Here is an 18,473-nt window from a genome sequence, read left to right on the forward strand (position 1 = left end):
CAGAAGGTCGACCAAGACCTGACGAAACTCGGCACCGCAGTGATTTCGACTGATGAGCGTCGTGCCGATTGTCTCGCTTGAGATGGGCAAGATGATCACCACGTGTCACCCCGCCGACGAGGGTGATCCCGGCCGCCGCATCTGTCACGTGGGGCGAATATCTCTGACGGTACGAATCGGTTTTCCACGGTCCCTGTTCGGCGCTGCGTGCTGCACCGATGACCTGCCCGAGTGGTTGGCGTGATGCCGCCCGCCGACCATTTCGGTGCGTGAATCGGTCTGAGTGGTCCGGCGCTGTCCCCCGATGGACGAGTGCGGCGTCGGCTGATTGTTCAATCAACGACAACTACATGGTGTCATATTCGAAGATGGCAATGCATGAAAATCGTTCGCGATGGTGGAGCGAGTCGCGCGGCGTCAGTTGACTGCGGCAACCATCTACTGATCTGCGGTTTTAAAGATCGGTCCGACCGCCCGAGGTCACCGCATGTGGGTGTGGCAGTCGCTGAACCTCCCAGTGTGCAGGGCGGAATTGATTACCGAGAGTGTTGAGCGATCGATGGGATGTCCAGTTCGCCGCGATCCGTCCTGACGCAACGTGTCCGACCTTGTGCGCTGAGGCAGGACGCCCTTAGAGTCCCGCTCGCACAACTGAAAGCACACGGGGGAGGGTTTGTGGCACGTCGAGTGACGGCCACTGTCCGTTCGTGCCTGGCTGCGGGCGTCGCCATACTGACGGCGGCCGCGTTGGCGGGCGTACCGGGAGAACCGGCGGAGTTTCTCGCCGCTGGTCCGGACGGCGTGACAGGTGGCGTGGAGAGCCGGACCGATGAAGCGGTGTCCCTTCGGGCCGCCCGCGACTCCGGCAAGCCGGTGCAGGTCAAGAGCCTCACATCGGAGACGACCGAGGTCTTCGCCCTGCCGGACGGTCAGTTCCGGGCCGAGCTCTCGGTCGGCGCGAGCCGGATCCGGCGCGGCGACCAGTGGGTTCCGGTCGATCTGACCCTGCGCAAGGGCGCGGACGGGCGGATTGCCGCCGTCGCCCACCCGTTCGATCTGGTCGTCTCCGGCGCGCAGCCGAACGGCACGACGGAGCTGGCCGTCCTCGGCCACGGAGCCGACCGGCTCGCGGTCGGCTGGGCCGGTCGGCTGCCCGAGCCGAAGCTGGACGGCGGACGGGCCACCTATGTGGACACGCTGCCCGGGGTGGACCTGATCGTCGAAGCGACCCGCGCCGGGATGGAGGCGTTCTTCGTCGTCAAGGACCGCAGCGCCGTGAAGCAGGTCGCCCGCCTCACGCTGCCGATCACCGGGCCGAACGCGGCCCGGGCAGTCCGCGACGCCGGCGGCAACACCGCCATCCAGGACACCGCCGGCCGGGTGGTCGCGCGCACTCCCGCACTGCGAATGTGGGACGCGCGGGTCGACGCGCTCGGGAATCCCGCCACCGAGACGGCGGTCGCATCCACGATCGCCCCTGCCGCCGCGGCCCGTGGAACCGGCCGGCTCGACCTGACGCTGACCCCGGACATGCGCTGGCTGACCGACTCCGAGCGGCAGTATCCGATCGTCATCGACCCGACGATCAACCCGCTGTACACCACCTTCGACACGTTCATCCAGGCCGGCGACACGGTCAACCGGGGCGGCACCGACGACCTCCGACTCGGCCGGCTCGGTCCGACCGGGCCCGTCACCCGGTCCCTGCTGCGCTGGGACACCACGGCCCTCGTCGGCAAGCAGATCACCTCCGCCACCGTCTCGTTCTGGAACTGGTGGTCGCCCCAGTGCGAGGGCCGGTCGTGGGAGCTCTGGACCGTGGGCGCGGTGGCCGACGACATGATCTGGGACACCCAGCCGGCGTGGAACAACCAGGAGGCGACCACCCTGGCGACTGCCGGCTACGACGCCAGTTGCAACGACGCCTGGATCGGGATCAGCGGTACCAAGTTCTTCCAGCGCGCGGCGAACGCCGGTGACACCCGCGCCGACATGGGTCTGCGGGCCACCGACGAAACCGATTCGAAGGCCTTCAAACAGTTCCGCTCCCGCAACGCGGCCACCAGTACCGAGGTGCCCAAGGCCAGCGTCACGTACAACTCGTACCCGACCGTGACGGCCCGGTCGACCGTCCCTGCCTCCACGTGCGCGACCGGCTCGGGTCGCCCGCTTGTCAACACCTTGACGCCGCAGCTCAAAGCCACAGTCGCCGACGGTGACGGCACCGCGATGACAGTCACCTTCGAGTGGTGGGCGATGAACGCGGAGAAGGCGATCGGCTCGGCGTCGTCCAGCAACGTCGCCTCCGGCGCCACAGTGGCGGCGACCGTTCCTGCCGGCGCCTTCGTGGACGGCGGCATCTACCGCTGGCGGGTGAAGGCCGCGGACGGGGTCAGCGGCAGCGACGCATGGTCGTCGTTCTGTGAGATGCAGGTGTACACCACGGCCACTCCGGTCACCGGTTGCACCGCCGGAACGGACAGCGACTTCAACGGCGACGGCGTCGCCGACATCGCGATCGCCGACCCGGAGGCCACCGTCAACGGCCAGATCCGTGCCGGCCGGATCAACGTCACGTACGGCGGCAGCACGACTGTGCACACCCTGCACGAGGGCGGGGCGAACATGCCCGGTGCGGCCGAGGCGGGTGACCGCTTCGGCACGTCGATCTCCGCGTACGACGCCAACAACGACGGCTGCACGGACCTGGCGGTCGGCGTGCCGAACCAGGCCGTCAGCGGCCAGGCCCAGGCCGGTGTCGTCTACGTGCTGTTCGGCTCACCCGCAGGCCTCGCGCAGGGCCCGCCCGCCGTCTGGTACCACCAGGACAGCGCCAACGTCCCGGACGCGGCCGAGGCGTACGACTGGTTCGGCTACGCCGTCGCCGGCAGCCGCACCGCCAGCGGTGAGCCGTACCTCGTCATCGGCGCTCCCGGTGAAGGACTCGGCAACCCGTTCACCGGGGTCGTGCACTACCTGCGTGGCGCCGTGAACGTGGTGATGTCCCAGGGCAGCGGCATCCCGGGCTCGGCCGAGACCGACGACCGCACGGGCTATTCGGTGGCCGCCTCCACGTACCACTGGGCGGTCGGTTCCCCGGGCGAGGCGATCGGTACCGAGGCCTTCGCCGGAGCGGTGAACGTCTTCAGCCACACGCTGACCAACGGGCTGCCGACGCTCGCCGCCGGCCTGGAGCAGAACGTCGCCAACGTCTCGAACGACGCCGAGGCCAACGACAACTTCGGCAAGTCGATCTCGATCGCGCCGTACCGGCCCGTCGGTGCTCCCGCCGGCCAGGCCGACTCGCTGGTCGTCGTCGGCGTGCCGGGTGAGGACCTGGTCGTCGCGGCCACCAACACCCCGGCACCGGACGCCGGGCTGGTGCACCGGTTCCACGTCACGGCCGCGAACACCTTCACCGAACTGCCCGCGATCACGTACGCCTCGGAGGACGGTGACTACCTGGGCGAGAAGGTCGTGGTGGTGAACACCGCGCCGGGCAGCGAGGGCACCAACGCGACGATGTTCGTCGCGATCGGCGTGCCGGGTGAGGACGCGGGCACGTCGGTGGCCGACTCCGGACGGGTACGTATCTTCCCGGCGCTGGCGAATCCGATCGGTACGCCGACCACGCTGCACCGGGAATCGGGCAGCATGCCGGGGACGGCCGGCGTCCAGGAACTGGTCGGCACGTCGCTCTCGGCCACCTCGCAGCGGCTCTACGTCGGCACTCCCTACGGCGCCGACGCCGTGTACGGGTTCACCTGGTCCGACCTGAAGGCGGGCAACACGGTCCCGAGTGTCACCTGGCAGCCGGGACAGGGCGGTCTCCCCACCGGGCACAGCGCGTTCGGGGCGGCGATCAGCTGATGAAGAGCATCGACATGAGTAGTTATCCAGCGGGGGAGGACCAGAGGGTGGCCCGTCGTACGAGAAAACGGGGCCGGGTGTTCACGCTCGGCCTCACGCTCGGCCTCGCCGGCCTGATGTCCACAGCGGTGTTCGTTCAGCCGCCGGAGCCGGCGCCGCGCACCGCCGCGGCCTCGGAGGACCTCGTCCGCGACACCGAGGCCGAGGCGCTGGTGGCCGCCAGGGCACTCAACCAGCCGGTCGAGGTGCTGGCGCACCGCACGGAGTACCGCGACGTCTTCGCGCAGCCGGACGGCACGCTCATCGCCAACGGCCACACCCAGCCGGTCCGGGTCACCCAGGGAGACGCCTGGGTGCCCGCGGACTCGACCCTGGTGGTCCAGCCCGACGGCTCGTACGGCCCGGCGGCCGCGCTGCTCGGCATGCAGCTCTCCCAGGGCGGCACCGCGCCGCTGATGGTGGTCACCCGGGATCAGAAGAGCATGACCCTGACCTGGCCGCACGGGCCGCTTCCCGCTCCCGTGGTCGAGGAGAGCAAGGCGACCTACCCGAACGTGTTCCAGGATGTCGACCTGGTCACGAACGTCACCGTCGAGGGCTTCTCGCACGTACTGGTGGTCAAGACGCCGGAGGCGGCCGATCTGCCGGAGCTCCAGAATCTCCGGCTCGGGGTCGCCGCGGTGGGTCTGACCATCGAGGAGACGGCAGAGGGCGGCGTGGTGGCCCTGGACCCGGTCACCAACAACCCGGTCCTGGAGGCGGACGCGCCGACCATGTGGGACAGCGGAAGCCAGGAGGGGGGCGATGCGGCCGCGGCGCGGTCGCTGGACACCTCGTCCACCGACCCGGGCGCCGCGTCGGCCGAGGGACCGGGCGACACGTCGGAGGTGGCTCCGGTCGGCCTCGACTACTCGGACAACACCCTCACCCTCACCCCGGACCGGTCCATGCTGACCGATCCGGAGGCCTCGTTCCCGCTGTACATCGACCCGGTCTGGCAGAGCAGCACCAACAGCGCCTGGGCGATGGTGGACAGCGGCTACCCCAACGAGGAGTACTGGAAGTTCGACGGCAAGCGGCACGAACGGATCGGCCTCTGCCCCAGTTCCTGCAACAACTCGAAGGTCAAGCGCCTGTTCTACCGGCTCGCCACGCCGTACTCGGGCAAGACGATCCTGGAGGCCACCTTCCGGGTAACCCTGCAGCACGTCTACAACTCGACCGCCCGGGCGGCGGCGCTCTACCTGATGCCGGCCGGGATCACCTCCTCCACCAACTGGAGCAACCAGCCCGGCGGCTCGGGCTGGTCCGGGGCGACGCACCTCGCCACCAGCTCACCGACCAAGACGCAGGCCACCTGTACCTCCACCAACCAGAACACGGAGTGGAACGCGAAGGCCGCGGTGCAGCAGGCGGTGACCAAGGGCTGGAGCAACGTGACCCTCGGCCTGCGGTCGGTCAGTGAGAGCGACTCGACGCACACCAAGCGGTTCTGCGACAACGGCGTCCTCTCGGTCCGCTACAACCGGGCGCCGGTGATCGCCAACCTCAACGAACTCACCATGTCCCCCGGCGGGCAGTGTGTCTACGGCTCCGGCGCGCCCTACGTGGACGTGCCGCCGCGGCTGAACGCGGTGCTGCGGGACCCGGACCACTCCTCGGCCCACACCGAGCAGATCAAGGCCGAGTTCAAGGTGACCTGGACGCCGGCCGGCGGGACGTTGCAGACGCGCTCGTACACCACTCCGCTGAAGGCCAGCGGATCGGTCTTCTCGTACACGGTCCCGAGTGACATCGCGCAGAACGTCCCCATCTCCTGGGAGGTGCGGGCCAGCGACAACACCAGCTGGGGTCCGTGGAGCAGTGAGGGCTCGCGCAACGTCTGTCAGTTCCTCTACGACAAGACCAGCCCCAGCGCGCCCGACGTCGACTCCGCCGTGTACCTGCCGCAGGACGCGGCCGACAACGGGACGGCGAGCGCGTCGAACTGCATCGAGAGCGACGAGTGGCTGGGTTCGATCGGTGTACCCGGCAACTTCGTCTTCGACTCCGCGGCCACGGACGTGGTGGAGTACCGGTACGGCTTCAACACCAACCCGGCGCCGGGCGTGAACGTGCTTCGGCCCACCACCGACGGCGGGCCGGTCACCCTGCCGAACTGGTACCCGGACAAGGAGGGCCCGCGGACGATCAACGTCCAGGCCGTCGACCGGGCCGGCCGGTCGAGCAGCATCGCCTCGTGCACGTTCCGGGTGGGCAAGCGACCGCCGACCGCCCAGTGGTCGCTCGGCGAGGTCGCGGGCGAGGACGGTGCCAGCGACGGGCTCGGTGACAACGACGCGACGGCTGGAAGTGGCGTCACGTTCGGGGTCGAGGGTCCGGGTGGGACGTCCGACACCGCCGCCCGGTTCGACGGTACGGCCAACGCCCATCTCACGACCAGCAAGCCGGTCCTGACCGACACGTCGGCGAGCTTCGCCGTCACCGGCTGGTTCAAGGTCGACGATGCCGGCCGCCGGCAGGTGGCGGTCAGCCAGGACGGCACCGGTGAGCCCGGGTTCGCGCTGGGGGTCGAGGGAGGAACCTGGTTCTTCCGGATGCCGGTCAACGACGTCAACTCGCTGGGCCGCTGGCAGGTGGACGGTGCGGCGGCCACCACGGGTTGGACGTACGTGTCCGCCATCTTCGACGGTGCGAAGAAGGAGATGTCGCTCCAGGTCGGGAACAACGCCCCGCGCGTCGCCCAGCGCAGGTCGCTGACCAAGTCGCGCGGTCCGCTCCAGATCGGCCGTGTGCTCACCAAGAGCGGTTACGCCGACAACTGGGGAGGGGCGATGGCGGACGTCTCGGTCTTCGACCGGCTGATCATCGCCGACGAGGTCACCGGTCTGCAGAAGACCGCTCCGAGCCGTAAGGCGTACTGGCGGTTGAACGCGGAGACCAACAAGGTCAGCCCCGAGGAGCGCGGCGGAGCGGGACTCACCCTGGGCGCTGGCGCGACGGTCTTCAAGCACCCGGTCCTGTCCCTGCTCGGCGGTGGTCACCTCGCGCTGACCGGTGGCGCGGACAGCTACGCCAGCACGTCGACCAACGCGGACATGGCGGGCAGTTTCTCGATCAGCGCCCGGGTCAAGCTGACCAGCAACTGTGCGGGTACGCCGATGACGGTCTTCTCGCAGAAGGGCACCAACGGCAGTTCGGTCGTCGTGCGCTGCAACGACGCCGGGCAGTGGGAACTGGCGATGGCGAGCACCGACACGGTCGCGCCGGAGTGGACCAGGAAGGCGACCGACGAGGCGCCGAAGCTGGTCGGCAAGGGTGACCACCTGACCCTCGTCTACAACGGCTACGCCCGCGAAGTGACCCTGTACGTCAACGGGTCCTTCACCGAGGCGATCCAGTTGGTGTCGCCGTTCGTCGCCACCGGCGGGGTGCAACTCGGCCGCGCCTGGCTCGACGGCGCCTTCAAGGAGCACCTGTCCGGTGCCATCGACGACGTCCGGGTCTACGACGGCGTCGCCGACAAGGTCCTGATCGAGAAGCTCAACGTCCAGGTCCGCGAACAACTCTCGCTCTGACGTGACAGGCGGTGGGGCCGCCCGCTCCCGGGCGGCCCCACCGGCACGCGAGACCTTTCCCCGTTCTTGTCCCGCAACCCCTGGAGGGGTGATGTTCTCCCGACTCCTGGTCCGGTCCGGCGGCTTCGTCCGCCACACCGTACGACCGGTTTCCTGGGCGATGGCCGGTGTCATGGCCGCCGGCTTCATCCAGATCGCGACCCCACCCGCCTCGGCCGAGGCGAAGCCGAACCGTCCGTCGACCTCGGACGCGTCCAAGGTCCTGCCCAAGCGCGACCCGCTGCCGGCCAAGCCGAAGGCGGCCAACCCGGCGGTGGCTGCCGCCTCCACCGCCCCGGCGAAGGTCACCTGGCCCGCCGCCGGCGCCGCGGACGTCACCGTGCCGGCGCCCGGGGCCGCCCGCTCCAAGGCCCCGGCGGCCACCGCCAAGATCGGTGGCCTGCCGGTCGCGGTGTCGGCCGCACCCGCCGCCGCGTCCGCCGCGGCGGACGCGGCCCGTCCGGCGGCCTCCGCTCCCGGCAAGGTACGCATCGAGGTGCTCGACCGGAAGGCCTCGGAGAAGGCAAAGGTCGACGGCCCGATCGTCCGGCTGAAGCGGGCCGACGGCCAGGCCGCTGCCGGGAACGTCCGCCTCGACCTCGGCTACGGCGGGGTCGCCGGTGCGTTCGGTGGCGACTTCGGCGCCCGGCTGCGGCTGGTCCGCCTGCCCGAGTGTGCGCTGACCACGCCGGAGAAAGCCCAGTGTGCTCCGGTTCCGCTGCCGACGACGAACGACAGCGCCGCCGAGACGCTCTCCGCCGAGGCGGGCACCGGTGCGCTCTTCGCCATGACCGCCACCGACTCCTCCTCGCAGGGCGACTACGGCGCCACGAAGCTGTCCCCGTCGTCCAAGTGGTCGGTGGCCCCCTCCACGGGTGGCTTCTCCTGGAGCTACCCGCTACGGAGCCCGCCGGTGCCGGGTGGTGGTGCGCCGCCGATCGCGCTGGCCTACTCGTCGCAGTCGGTCGACGGCCGGACCGCGACGACCAACAACCAGGGCTCGTGGATCGGTGAGGGCTTCAACTACGAGCCCGGGCACATCGAGCGCCGGTACAAGCCCTGCTCGGACGACGGACACGACCAGTACGCCGACCAGTGCTGGGCGTACGACAACGCGACCATCCTGCTCAACGGCAAGTCGACGGAACTGGTCAAGACCGGTGACACCTGGCGGTTCGGGACCGACGACGGCTCGAAGGTCGAGCGGCTCACCGGCGCGGCGAACGGTGACAACGACGGCGAGTACTGGCGGGTCACCACCACCGACGGCACCCAGTACCACTTCGGCCTGAACCGGCTCCCCGGCTGGACCTCCGGCAAGGAGGAGACCGGCTCGACCTGGACCGTGCCGATCTACGGCGACGACTCGGGCGAGCCCTGCTACAACGCGACGTTCACGTCGGCGTACTGCGACCAGGCGTGGCGCTGGAGCCTCGACTACGTCAAGGACCGCTACGGCAACGTCACCTCGTACTTCTACGAGAAGGAGATCAACTACTACGCCCGGGGCAAGAAGACCGACGTCAACGGTGTCCCGTACGTCCGGGGCGGCTGGCTCAAGCGGGTCGACTACGGCCAGCGGCACGAGACCGTCTACACGACCAACGCCCCCGCCCGGGTGCGCTTCGAGACCAAGGAACGGTGCCTGCCGTCCGGCAACGTCGACTGCGACCCGCAGGATCTGAACACCACCACCGCGCCCTACTGGCCGGATGTGCCGTTCGACCGGAACTGCGCCAAGGACACCAAGTGCAAGCTCGACCAGATCACCCCGACGTTCTGGACCCGGGCCCGGTTGACCGGCATCACCACCGAGATCCGCGAGGGCACCGGCTGGACGCCGGTGGACAACTGGAAGCTCGACCACCTGCTCACCGACAACGGTGACGGCTCGCGGACCCTATGGCTCCACAAGATCACCCACACCGGTCTCTACGGGCCGGGCGCCGACATCGCCATGCCGTCGGTCGAACTGGGCGGCCTGCAAATGCCCAACCGGATCGACCGCGACGGCGACAACATCGCTCCGCTGGTCCGCTTCCGGCTGGCGACCGTGTGGACCGACGCCGGCGGTCAGATCGACGTCAACTACGCCACCCCGGACTGCACCAAGAGCACGCTGCCCACGCCGGGCAACAGCACCAGGCGCTGCTACCCGGTGAAGTGGAACCCGCTCGGCAGCGGCGACCCGATCACCGACTGGTTCCACAAGTACGTGGTCGAGCAGGTCGTCGAGACCGACCGCACCGGCGGGGCGCCGGACATGGTGACCCGCTACCAATACCTGGACGGGGCGGCCTGGCGGCACGCCGACCCGGACGGCATCTCCGACCCGAAGGACCTCACCTGGAGCGACTGGCGCGGTTACGGCCGCGTGATCGTCACGGCCGGCGACGGTCAGGTCCAGACGACCAAGACGGAGTACCGCTACCTGCGCGGCATGCACGGCGACAAGGATCCGGACGGCGGCACGCGTACCGTCAGCGTCGCCGACTCGACCGGCGGGAGCCACACCGACCACAACGAGTTCTCCGGCCACCAGTTGGAGAGCATCGTCTACGACGGCGCCAACGCGGTCAGCAAGAGCATCGCCGTCCCGTGGCGGCACAACACCGCGACGGAGACCCACAGCTGGGGCAGCAAGAAGGCCTGGTTCATCAACACCACCACCGCCCGGAGCCTGGTCGCCCTGGCCGCCGGCGGGTGGCGGGAGACGAAGCAGACCTCGACCTTCGAGACCAGCTTCGGCCGGGTGACCGAGACCGAGAACGAGGGTGACGTGGCGGTCACCGGCGACGAGGCATGCAGCCGGACCACGTACGCCGACAACGCGACCGCCCACCTGTACAGCCTGGTGTCGCGGGTCGAGTCGGTGTCCGTGGCGTGCTCGGCCACCCCCGACCGCAGCAAGCAGGTCATCTCCGACACCCGGACGCTCTACGACGGCAAGGCGTTCGGCGTCGCGCCGACGCTGGGCAACCCGACGCGGACCGAGCGGCTGAAGAGCCACAACGGCACGACGGCCACCTACATCCGCGCGTCGGAGGGCACGTTCGACGCGTACGGCCGGCCCTTGACCGCCGTCGACGCGCTGGGCCGGGTCACGAAGACCGTGTACACGGACACCAACGGCCTGACCACCAAGGTCAAGGAGACCAACCCGCTGCAGTTCGTCACCACCACCGACTACGCCCCGGCGTGGGGTGTGCCGGTCGGCCAGGTGGACCAGAACGGCCTCAAGAGCGTCCTGGAGTACGACGCCCTGGGCCGGCTGGCGAAGGTCTGGATGCCGGACCGGACGGGCGCCAGCGGGCTGGAGCCGAGCATCCGCTACAGCTACCTGGTCCGCACCGACAAGCCGGTCGCCATCAAGACCGAGCGGCGGCAGAACGACGGCTCCTACAGCGTCGAGTACAAGCTGCACGACGGTCTGCTCCGGCCCCGCCAGGTGCAGTCGGAGGGCCCGGACGGCACCCGTACCGTGGCCGACACCTTCTACACCGGCACCGGCCAGCTGGCGAAGACGTACGCGACGTACACGGTGGCGGGCACGCCCACCGACGTGATCTACCCGGCCGTCAACGGTGACGTCAACGGCCAGACGCTGTACGTCTACGACGGCGCGGACCGGGTCAAGGCGGAGATCTTCGCGGTCGCGGGCAACGAGAAGTGGCGCACCACGACCACCTACGGCGGCGACCGGGTTTCGGTCGATCCGCCGGCCGGCGGCACCCCGACGACCTCGATCACGAACGCCCTGGGCAAGACCACCGAACTGCGGCAGTACAAGGGCAGCGGTCCGACGGGCGACTTCGACAAGACCGAGTACACCTACACGCACGCCGGGCAGCTGAAGACGGTCAAGGACCCGGCCGGCAACGTCTGGTCCCACGAGTACGACCAGCTGGGCCGCAAGACGAAGTCGATTGACCCGGATGCCGGCACGTCGACGTCCGGCTACGACGACCTGGACCGGCTCACCAGCACCACGAACGCCCTCAACCAGACGATCAGCACGAAGTACGACGAGATCGGCCGGAAGATCGCCGTCTACAAGGGGGCCGCCGATACCGGGGAACTGCTGAGCAGCTGGACGTACGACCTGGAGATGCTGGGCCAGCTCTCCTCGACGAGCCGCTGGATCGACGGGCACGAGTACGCCACGTACTTCTCGATCTACGACGAGTTCTACCGGCCGCACGCCACGTACTACTCCGTGCCCGAGCACGCCGGTGCCGAACTGGCCGGCTTCTACACCTTCGGCACGGAGTACAACCGGGACGGCAGCGTCCAGTCGGTGAGCATGTCGGACGGCGGTGGGCTGCCGTTCGAGACGGTCGCCTACACCTACGACGATCTTGAGCGCCTGACCGCGACGACCGGTGACGCCCCCTACCTGACCGACGTCGAGTACGCCAGCACCGGCGAGGTGCTGCAGACCGAGGCCCGGGTGGGCACCCGGAAGGTCTGGTCGACCTACGAGTACGAGCAGGGCTCCAAGCGGCTCACCCGGCAACGGCTGGACCGCGAGTCGGCCCCGGTCGTGGACATCGACGCCCGCTACACGTACGACCAGTCCGGCAACATCCTGCGGATCGCCAACAACCCGTCCGGCACGCAGGACACGCAGTGCTTCACGTACGACTACCTGCGCCGGATGGAGCGGGCCTGGACGTCGGCGAGCACCGCGACCGACCCGTGCGCCGGCGGGCCCTCGGTCACCGGGGTGGGCGGTGTGGCCCCGTACCACCACGCCTACACCTTCGACGTCACGGGCAACCGCAAGACCGAGGTCCAGTACGGGACCAACGGCACTCCGCTCATCGAGCGCAGCTACACCTATCCGGCCGCCGGCCAGGCGCAGCCGCACACGCTGAGCCAGATGACGGAGAAGACTCCGCAGGGCGACCGGCTGTACTCGTACGAGTACGACGCGGCCGGCAACACGAAGAAGCGGACGAGGACCGGCGAGGACCAGACCCTGGTCTGGGACGCCGAGGGCAACCTCGAGTCGGTCACCGAAGCCGGCAAGAAGACCAGCTTCCTCTATGACGTCGACGGCTCCCGGATGCTCCGCAAGGAGCCGGCCTCGACCACGCTCTACCTGCCGGGCATGGAGATCCGGCTGAACCACCAGACCCGGTCCACCGACGCCACCCGGTACTACGCGCTTCCGGGCGGGGCGAGCCTGGTCCGCAAGGTGGACGGCCTCCGGTACGTCGCGAACGACCACCACGGCACCGGCCAGGCAGTGGTGGACCAGAGTGGCGCTGTCACGCACCGGCGGATGACCCCGTACGGCGAGAACCGGGGTGCCTCGCCAGGTCAGTGGCCGACGGAGAAGGGCTTCGTCAACGGGAACATCGATTCCACGACAGGCCTGGTCAACATCGGCGCGCGGGAGTACGACACGATCACCGGCCGGTTCATCTCGGTCGACCCGATCATCGACGTCAACGACCCGCAGCAGATGAACGGGTACGCGTACGCCAACAACAACCCGATCTCGTTCTCCGACCCGGACGGCCTCAAGGCCTGTTCCGACGACGCCTGCGGCCCGGGCGCCGACTACGAGGACATGTACGGCAACTACCACAAGGTCAAGGGCCACAACGACGGTTGCGGTGGTTGCTCGGGCGCGTACGACCCGGACGAGCCGACGATCAACGTCCACAACAACCCGCGGGCATCAGCGGAGGAGCGGGCCGCGGCCGCGCGGGCGGCGGCGGAGAAGGAAAGGCAGCGGCGGATCGCCGCGGCCAAGGCGAAGATGCTCAACGCCGCCAAGGCCCTGGCGAAGATCCTGATGGACGAGTTGGGTATCACCGATGCCCTGGACTGCTTCCTCAAGGGCGACATGGGCGGCTGCCTGGCCACAGCAGTCAACGTCGCGGGCGCGGCGATCGGCGGTGCGCTGGGCAAGCTGGCCGTCAGATACGGCGCTCCATGGAAGTGGAAGAAACTCGCCAACCTGACCAGCCGGGTCAAGGGCCTGCTCATCGACCTGGTCGACAACGCCAAGGCATTCATCAAGTGCAAGAACAGCTTCGTGCCCGGCACGTTGGTGGTGATGGCCGACGGATCGCGCAAGCCGATCGAGGACGTCAAGACCGGCGACATCGTGTTGGTGACCGATCCGGTGACCGGCAAGACGACGATCAAGCCGGTGGTGGCGACCATCATCGGTCAGGGCAGCAAGAACCTGGTCGAAGTCACCATCGATCCCGACGGTGACAGCGGCGACGCCACGGAGCGCGTGGTCGCCACCGACAACCACCCGTTCTGGGTACCGGGCCTCGACGAGTGGGTCGATGCCGCCGATCTGCGTGCCGGTCAGTGGCTGCGTACCTCGGCCGGCACCCACGTGCAGATCAGCGCGACCCGGCAGTGGACGGAACCGGCACAGGTCTACAACCTCACGATCGACGACATCCACACGTACTATGTGGTCGCCGGGTCCACGCCGGTCCTCGTACACAACTGCACAACTGATCTCTATCGAGTTTCCCCGATTGATCGGGGTTCCAGCGAGTTGGATCATGGACTTGATCCACGCAACCACCCGCTGGATTTCGATGAGGGTCTGGACGGTTCGGCTTACTTTGGCAACAGGGCGAGGGTTGAAGACTACGCTTCCCAGCACCGCGATTCTCATGGTCAGGGGTTCAAGGTGGCGGTCCCAACAAAATGGCTGAGAAAAAATAATATCGAGCCTATTGAGGATTTCCTTAACGAAGGCGCGGTTGAGTATGCTATCCCGTCGCACCTCTTTGATGAATTCAATACATTCCCACGCACTCCTTGGAAGCCTGGTGGCGCCTGATGGGCACTCCTGAGCACCCCCAATACTCTCTGGTCGAGTGCCGCATAGTCAGGCATCAGCACTATGGCTTGGTAGTGCGTACGGTGTCTGACGATCAGCCAGGATTCGTCGACGAATCCGCGATATCTGATCAGCCGTCAGTCCCTATGGATGAGTGGCCGGGCGTGGGAGCAACGTTGCCTTGTGTCGTCCTCGGCGGCACTCGGGACGGTAGGCTGCGGTTAAGCTCTCGGCCCCGTGATGTGGCTCTCGCCCGCGCAGGGTTGAATGTCGAGGCCGCGCTTTCAACGTGGCGGCGCATACGGGATGAGGCGACCGTGGAGGATGATCTCTTGGTGGATTTCTTCGAGTCGCAGGAAGCTCTGCCGACGCTGCGATGGGCGCTTGATAGGCCGCACGGGTCAGCAGATCGTTCACGTGCAATCGAAATTGCCGAAAAGGCGCCTGACTGGCTGAAGAGTCGACTGTGCTGACAGAACAATAGGTCTCGTTTCCTGCGTTAAGAGTATTGGGCTGTCTGGACTCCGCGAAGATCCCTTCACCACCCTCCGGCTGGTGAAGGGATCTTCGCGGAGTCGGCGATTGATTGCCGCTGCTCTTGGTGCGCAGCCCGATGCTTGCCGGGGTGCGCGGAGCCGTAGGTCCGTAGCGCGTGCGCGCGATCCAGCGCATGCTGCCCCGTCTTGATCCCGTAGAAGCAGTTTGAGCCAGTCGGGATCTTGGCCGGAGGCCTCGGTTCGGACTGGCTTATTGCTTCGGAGGTGTTCGGGCTGCTGGGCGTAGTTGCCGCGGTCGACCTGTTAGTAATCACTTCAGCGATGAGGCTGCTGTTGCTGTGGACGTGACGCAGCAGGACGTGCTGGGCTGTCGTCGTCGGCCGCGCGAGCGTAACGGTAGCGGTGATGGCTTATTGGGGTCGGCGAGCCAGACGAGTGTCGCGGTGGCCAACCTGGCGGCGCCCGACGCCCGCGGCGCCGATACTGCCCTGCCCGCACGGCGATCGAGGCGGCTAGCGCAGTGTGCAGAGCGAGCCAGAGGCCGCCAGGGCGCCGGATGCTAGGGCTGACGGTGATTAAGAGCCGTGCTTCGGACGTCTAAGGCACCGTTCCGGTCGTGGGCCGCCGACCTTAACCGGTACTCGAACTACAGCGGTCCCGGTCCGAGCGCAATACCCACCATTGCGCGGACGATCGTGCCCGTGAGGCCCGGCGGCACGCCCCGGTTAGGCAGCACGGGCTCGACCGCGAGGATCCGGCCCCGCCGCCGCCCGCCGGCAGTCGTGAACGCCTCGCCCACCACCGGCTCGGGAAGGTTCACCAACCGTTGCGGTGAACGGCGGCCGAGATTGTCGATCCAGTCGTACGAGTACGGCGCGAGCCGGATCTGGGCGACCCACCGCCACACGGCGGAAGGTGGCGCGTCCACGCTTACCCCGCGCCACGCCCGCAGGTTGGGCGCGGGAACGAAGTCGTCGCACGGGTACCGGCGACGTGTCTCGTCGTCGGAGACACCCCACCGGTCACCGAGCATCGGCCCGGCCCAGCACCAGCGTGGTCCGCAGGTCGAGCACCACGGTGCCGCCGAAGTCGTCGACCAGCCGGTCCAGCGCGGCGATCCCGCGTCGCTGCTGCTCCGGGGTGCGGGACAGGTACGGCCCGAACGTGCGCATCAGCGCCAGGTAACGCTCCTTGTCCAGCGGCAGCTCCCGCCGGAACACCTCGCGGCGTACGTCGTCGAACTGCCCGCTGTCGAGGACGTCCCGGTGGAACCAGTCGACGGGCCGCTCCCGGACGGTGGGGTCGACGGATCGCAGTGCGGCCCGGACGGCGGCCTGCTGGTCGGCGTCGGCGTAGTCGTAGCGGTGCCCGAAGACGGCGAGCGTGCCGCCGGGTGCCAGGGCGCGCCGGGCCAGGGCGTTGCGGGTGGCGGCGTCCAGCCAGTGCCAGGCCATCGCGCAGGCGAGCACGTCCACCCCGCCGGTGGGCGGCGACCATCGCTCGAACGTCGTCGCCTCGACGCGGGCGTCCGGGAACCGCTCGGCCAGCCGGGCCGCCATCAGTGCGTCCGGCTCCACGCAGGTCAGTGGCCCGCCGAGGCGGACCAGCACCTCGGTGCCCTTGCCGGTGCCCGCGCCGACCTCGGCCACCGACGCCGGTGCCCCGCCGTGGTAGGCGCGTATCGACTCGGCGATCTCCCGCGGATATCCGGGCCGGGCGCGCTCGTACAGGTCGGCCACCGTGCCGAAGAGCTCCATCACCAGCACGATACGGCTCCGACCGGTTCCCGACCGGCCGCGAGGAAGCCGGCGTCCGCCTCTCCAGCCCGCTCCACGGGTACGCCGCACCTCCCGCCACGTGATCGACAGTGCCGGCGGACCCGGGCCGGCGGTGTTGCCGGCGTCCGGGGCGTACACCCTGGTGGTGGGCCCGTCTGGGGCGGCGACCGGGCGGGTCAGGCCGGCATTGCGGTGAGGCCGGCCCTGCGTTTTCGGGGTGGTGTTCGGGCGTGCTAACGTCGCGTCCCGTTGTCAGTGAGCGCCGCTAGCTCAACTGGCAGAGCAGCGGACTCTTAATCCGCGGGTTCGGGGTTCGAGTCCCTGGCGGCGCACCAACGAGCAAGGCCCTGACCAGGCATTCCACGCCGGTCGGGGCCTTCTTCGCGTGTGGGTCCGCCGCTGGTCCGCGGGGACGCTCACCCGCTCCGGAAGCTGCGCCGGTACGCCTGCGGGCTGGTGCCGGTGACCCGCCGGAAGCGGTCCCGGAAAGCGGTGACGGAGCCGAATCCGACCTGCGTCGCCACCCGGTCCACCGGATGCGCCGTGGTCTCCAGCAGGTGCTGGGCCTGGTGGACGCGGACCCGGTGCAGCCACCGCAGCGGGGTGGTACCCACCTGGTCCCGGAACCGTCGGTTCAGGGTGCGGACGCTCATACCGGCGTGACGGGCGATGTCGGCCAGCGCCAGGTCCCGCCCCGCGTTCTGGCGCATCCAGGTCAGCAACGGCTCCAGTGTGGCTCCGTCGGGGGCGGGCGGTTCGTGTGCGATGAACTGCGCCTGCCCGCCCGCGCGTTCCAGCGGCATCACGGACAGCCTCGCCGCGTCGGCGGCGACGGCGGCACCGTGGTCGGTTCGGACCAGATGCAGACACAGGTCGAGGCCGGCAGCCGCGCCGGCCGAGGTCAGGATCTGGCCGTTGTCGACGTACAGGACGTTCGGGTCCACCTGGACCTGTGGGTACCGGGCGGCGAGCTGCGCGGCGGCGACCCAGTGGGTGGTGGCGCGCCGCCCGTCGAGCAGGCCGGCGGCGGCCAGTGTGAACGCCCCGCCGCAGATCGAGGCGATCCGGGTGCCGCGGGCCTCGGCGGCACGCAGCGCGTCCAGGACCGGGGCGGGCGCCGCCGCCCCCGGGTCGGTCACCCCGGGCACGATGACGGTGTCGGCATCGGCCAGGACGTCCAGGCGCCACGGTACGGCGATGTCGAACACGCCGGTGGTCACCGTCGGCCGTTCGGCGCAGACGACGACGCGGTAGCCGGGACGGCCGCCGGGCAGGCGGGTGCGGTCGAAGACCTCGATCGGGGTGGCCAGATCGAACGGTACGACGGTGTCGAGGGCGAGCACGGCCACGGTGTGCATGGGGAGATCCAAACAGTCAGGACCCGGCGGTCACCGGTCGGCCCGCGTCGGGCACCCGCCGGGTGAGGCGGTGGTACAGGTCGGTGACGGACGGGCCGCCGGCGAAACACCAGAGGGCGATCACCGGGTCGCAGAGGGCGCAGCCGAACGACGAGTCGTGCAGCGACGGGATGATCGGGGTGCCGCGACGGTGGTGCAGGACGTCCCAGACGGTGTGCAGGAGCCAGCCCACACCGATGAAGGTGTACGAGGTGAGCCCGGCGTAGCCCACCGCCACCAGCAGGGCGCAGAACGCCAGCTCCCACAGGCCGAATCCACCGCCGCTGAGGTAGGCGGCCCCCGCGCCGGTGACCACGAGTGCGTTGAGGCGCCGCCGGTGCGGTTCGGGCACCACGGAGTTGAGCCCGACGTAGACCAGCCCGATCACCATCGGCATGACATAGCGAAGCATGATCCCAGTCCTGTCCCGGTCCGCGGAAGCGTGTCGGAAAGGCAGCCTAGGCAGGCCGGACGTGGGGGACGAGAGGCGA

The 18,473-nt window shown here is 69.0% G+C and carries 7 protein-coding genes and 1 tRNA gene; 4 read left to right on the forward strand and 4 right to left on the reverse strand.

Going from position 1 to position 18,473, the window contains the following annotated elements; all coding sequences use genetic code 11:
* Positions 1–675: 675 nt before the first annotated feature.
* The 3 genes from ACN27D_RS22120 (at position 676) to ACN27D_RS22130 (ending at position 14,310) form a co-directional block, all read left to right on the forward strand.
* Positions 676–3,870 carry a hypothetical protein gene (locus ACN27D_RS22120; RefSeq protein WP_421499896.1) on the forward strand — a complete coding sequence of 1,065 codons (3,195 nt, stop codon included), beginning with the start codon at positions 676–678 and terminating at the stop codon, positions 3,868–3,870.
* Between the two features lie 116 nt (positions 3,871–3,986).
* Positions 3,987–7,448, forward strand: coding sequence for a LamG-like jellyroll fold domain-containing protein (locus ACN27D_RS22125; RefSeq protein ID WP_199733169.1), 3,462 nt, complete (start codon positions 3,987–3,989; stop codon positions 7,446–7,448).
* Between the two features lie 91 nt (positions 7,449–7,539).
* Positions 7,540–14,310 carry a polymorphic toxin-type HINT domain-containing protein gene (locus ACN27D_RS22130; protein ID WP_421499897.1) on the forward strand — a complete coding sequence of 2,257 codons (6,771 nt, stop codon included), beginning with the start codon at positions 7,540–7,542 and terminating at the stop codon, positions 14,308–14,310.
* A 1,143-nt stretch (positions 14,311–15,453) separates the two neighbouring features.
* Here the strand turns inward: ACN27D_RS22130 and ACN27D_RS22135 are convergent.
* Positions 15,454–15,840, reverse strand: coding sequence for a polyketide cyclase (locus ACN27D_RS22135; protein WP_421499898.1), 387 nt, complete (start codon positions 15,838–15,840; stop codon positions 15,454–15,456).
* Positions 15,830–16,564 (reverse strand): class I SAM-dependent methyltransferase, encoded by a 735-nt coding sequence (locus ACN27D_RS22140; RefSeq protein ID WP_358170124.1) that lies wholly within the window; start codon positions 16,562–16,564, stop codon positions 15,830–15,832. The genes ACN27D_RS22135 and ACN27D_RS22140 overlap by 11 nt, the downstream gene beginning before the upstream one ends.
* 280 nt (positions 16,565–16,844) lie before the next feature.
* Here ACN27D_RS22140 and ACN27D_RS22145 point away from each other — a divergent pair.
* Positions 16,845–16,920, forward strand: a tRNA-Lys gene (locus ACN27D_RS22145).
* A gap of 81 nt (positions 16,921–17,001) precedes the next feature.
* Here the strand turns inward: ACN27D_RS22145 and ACN27D_RS22150 are convergent.
* Together ACN27D_RS22150 and ACN27D_RS22155 are read right to left on the reverse strand one after the other, a co-directional pair.
* The gene (locus tag ACN27D_RS22150) at positions 17,002–17,943 is read right to left on the reverse strand and encodes a GlxA family transcriptional regulator (RefSeq protein WP_421499899.1); all 942 of its coding nucleotides are present in this window, start codon (positions 17,941–17,943) and stop codon (positions 17,002–17,004) included.
* A gap of 16 nt (positions 17,944–17,959) precedes the next feature.
* Positions 17,960–18,394 carry a DUF6010 family protein gene (locus ACN27D_RS22155; RefSeq protein ID WP_252449503.1) on the reverse strand — a complete coding sequence of 145 codons (435 nt, stop codon included), beginning with the start codon at positions 18,392–18,394 and terminating at the stop codon, positions 17,960–17,962.
* Positions 18,395–18,473: the final 79 nt, after the last annotated feature.

Source organism: Micromonospora sp. WMMD1274 (genome assembly GCF_049179035.1).
GTDB classification, from domain to species: domain Bacteria; phylum Actinomycetota; class Actinomycetes; order Mycobacteriales; family Micromonosporaceae; genus Micromonospora; species Micromonospora tulbaghiae.

What these genes read in the sequence shown, in the direction of transcription:
- ACN27D_RS22135 (WP_421499898.1), bottom strand. Translation starts at nt 15,840, where the DNA reads ATGCTCGGTGACCGGTGGGGTGTCTCCGACGACGAGACACGTCGCCGG.
- ACN27D_RS22155 (WP_252449503.1), bottom strand. Translation starts at nt 18,394, where the DNA reads ATGCTTCGCTATGTCATGCCGATGGTGATCGGGCTGGTCTACGTCGGG.
- ACN27D_RS22130 (WP_421499897.1), top strand. Translation starts at nt 7,540, where the DNA reads ATGTTCTCCCGACTCCTGGTCCGGTCCGGCGGCTTCGTCCGCCACACC.
- ACN27D_RS22150 (WP_421499899.1), bottom strand. Translation starts at nt 17,943, where the DNA reads ATGCACACCGTGGCCGTGCTCGCCCTCGACACCGTCGTACCGTTCGAT.
- ACN27D_RS22140 (WP_358170124.1), bottom strand. Translation starts at nt 16,564, where the DNA reads ATGGAGCTCTTCGGCACGGTGGCCGACCTGTACGAGCGCGCCCGGCCC.
- ACN27D_RS22125 (WP_199733169.1), top strand. Translation starts at nt 3,987, where the DNA reads ATGTCCACAGCGGTGTTCGTTCAGCCGCCGGAGCCGGCGCCGCGCACC.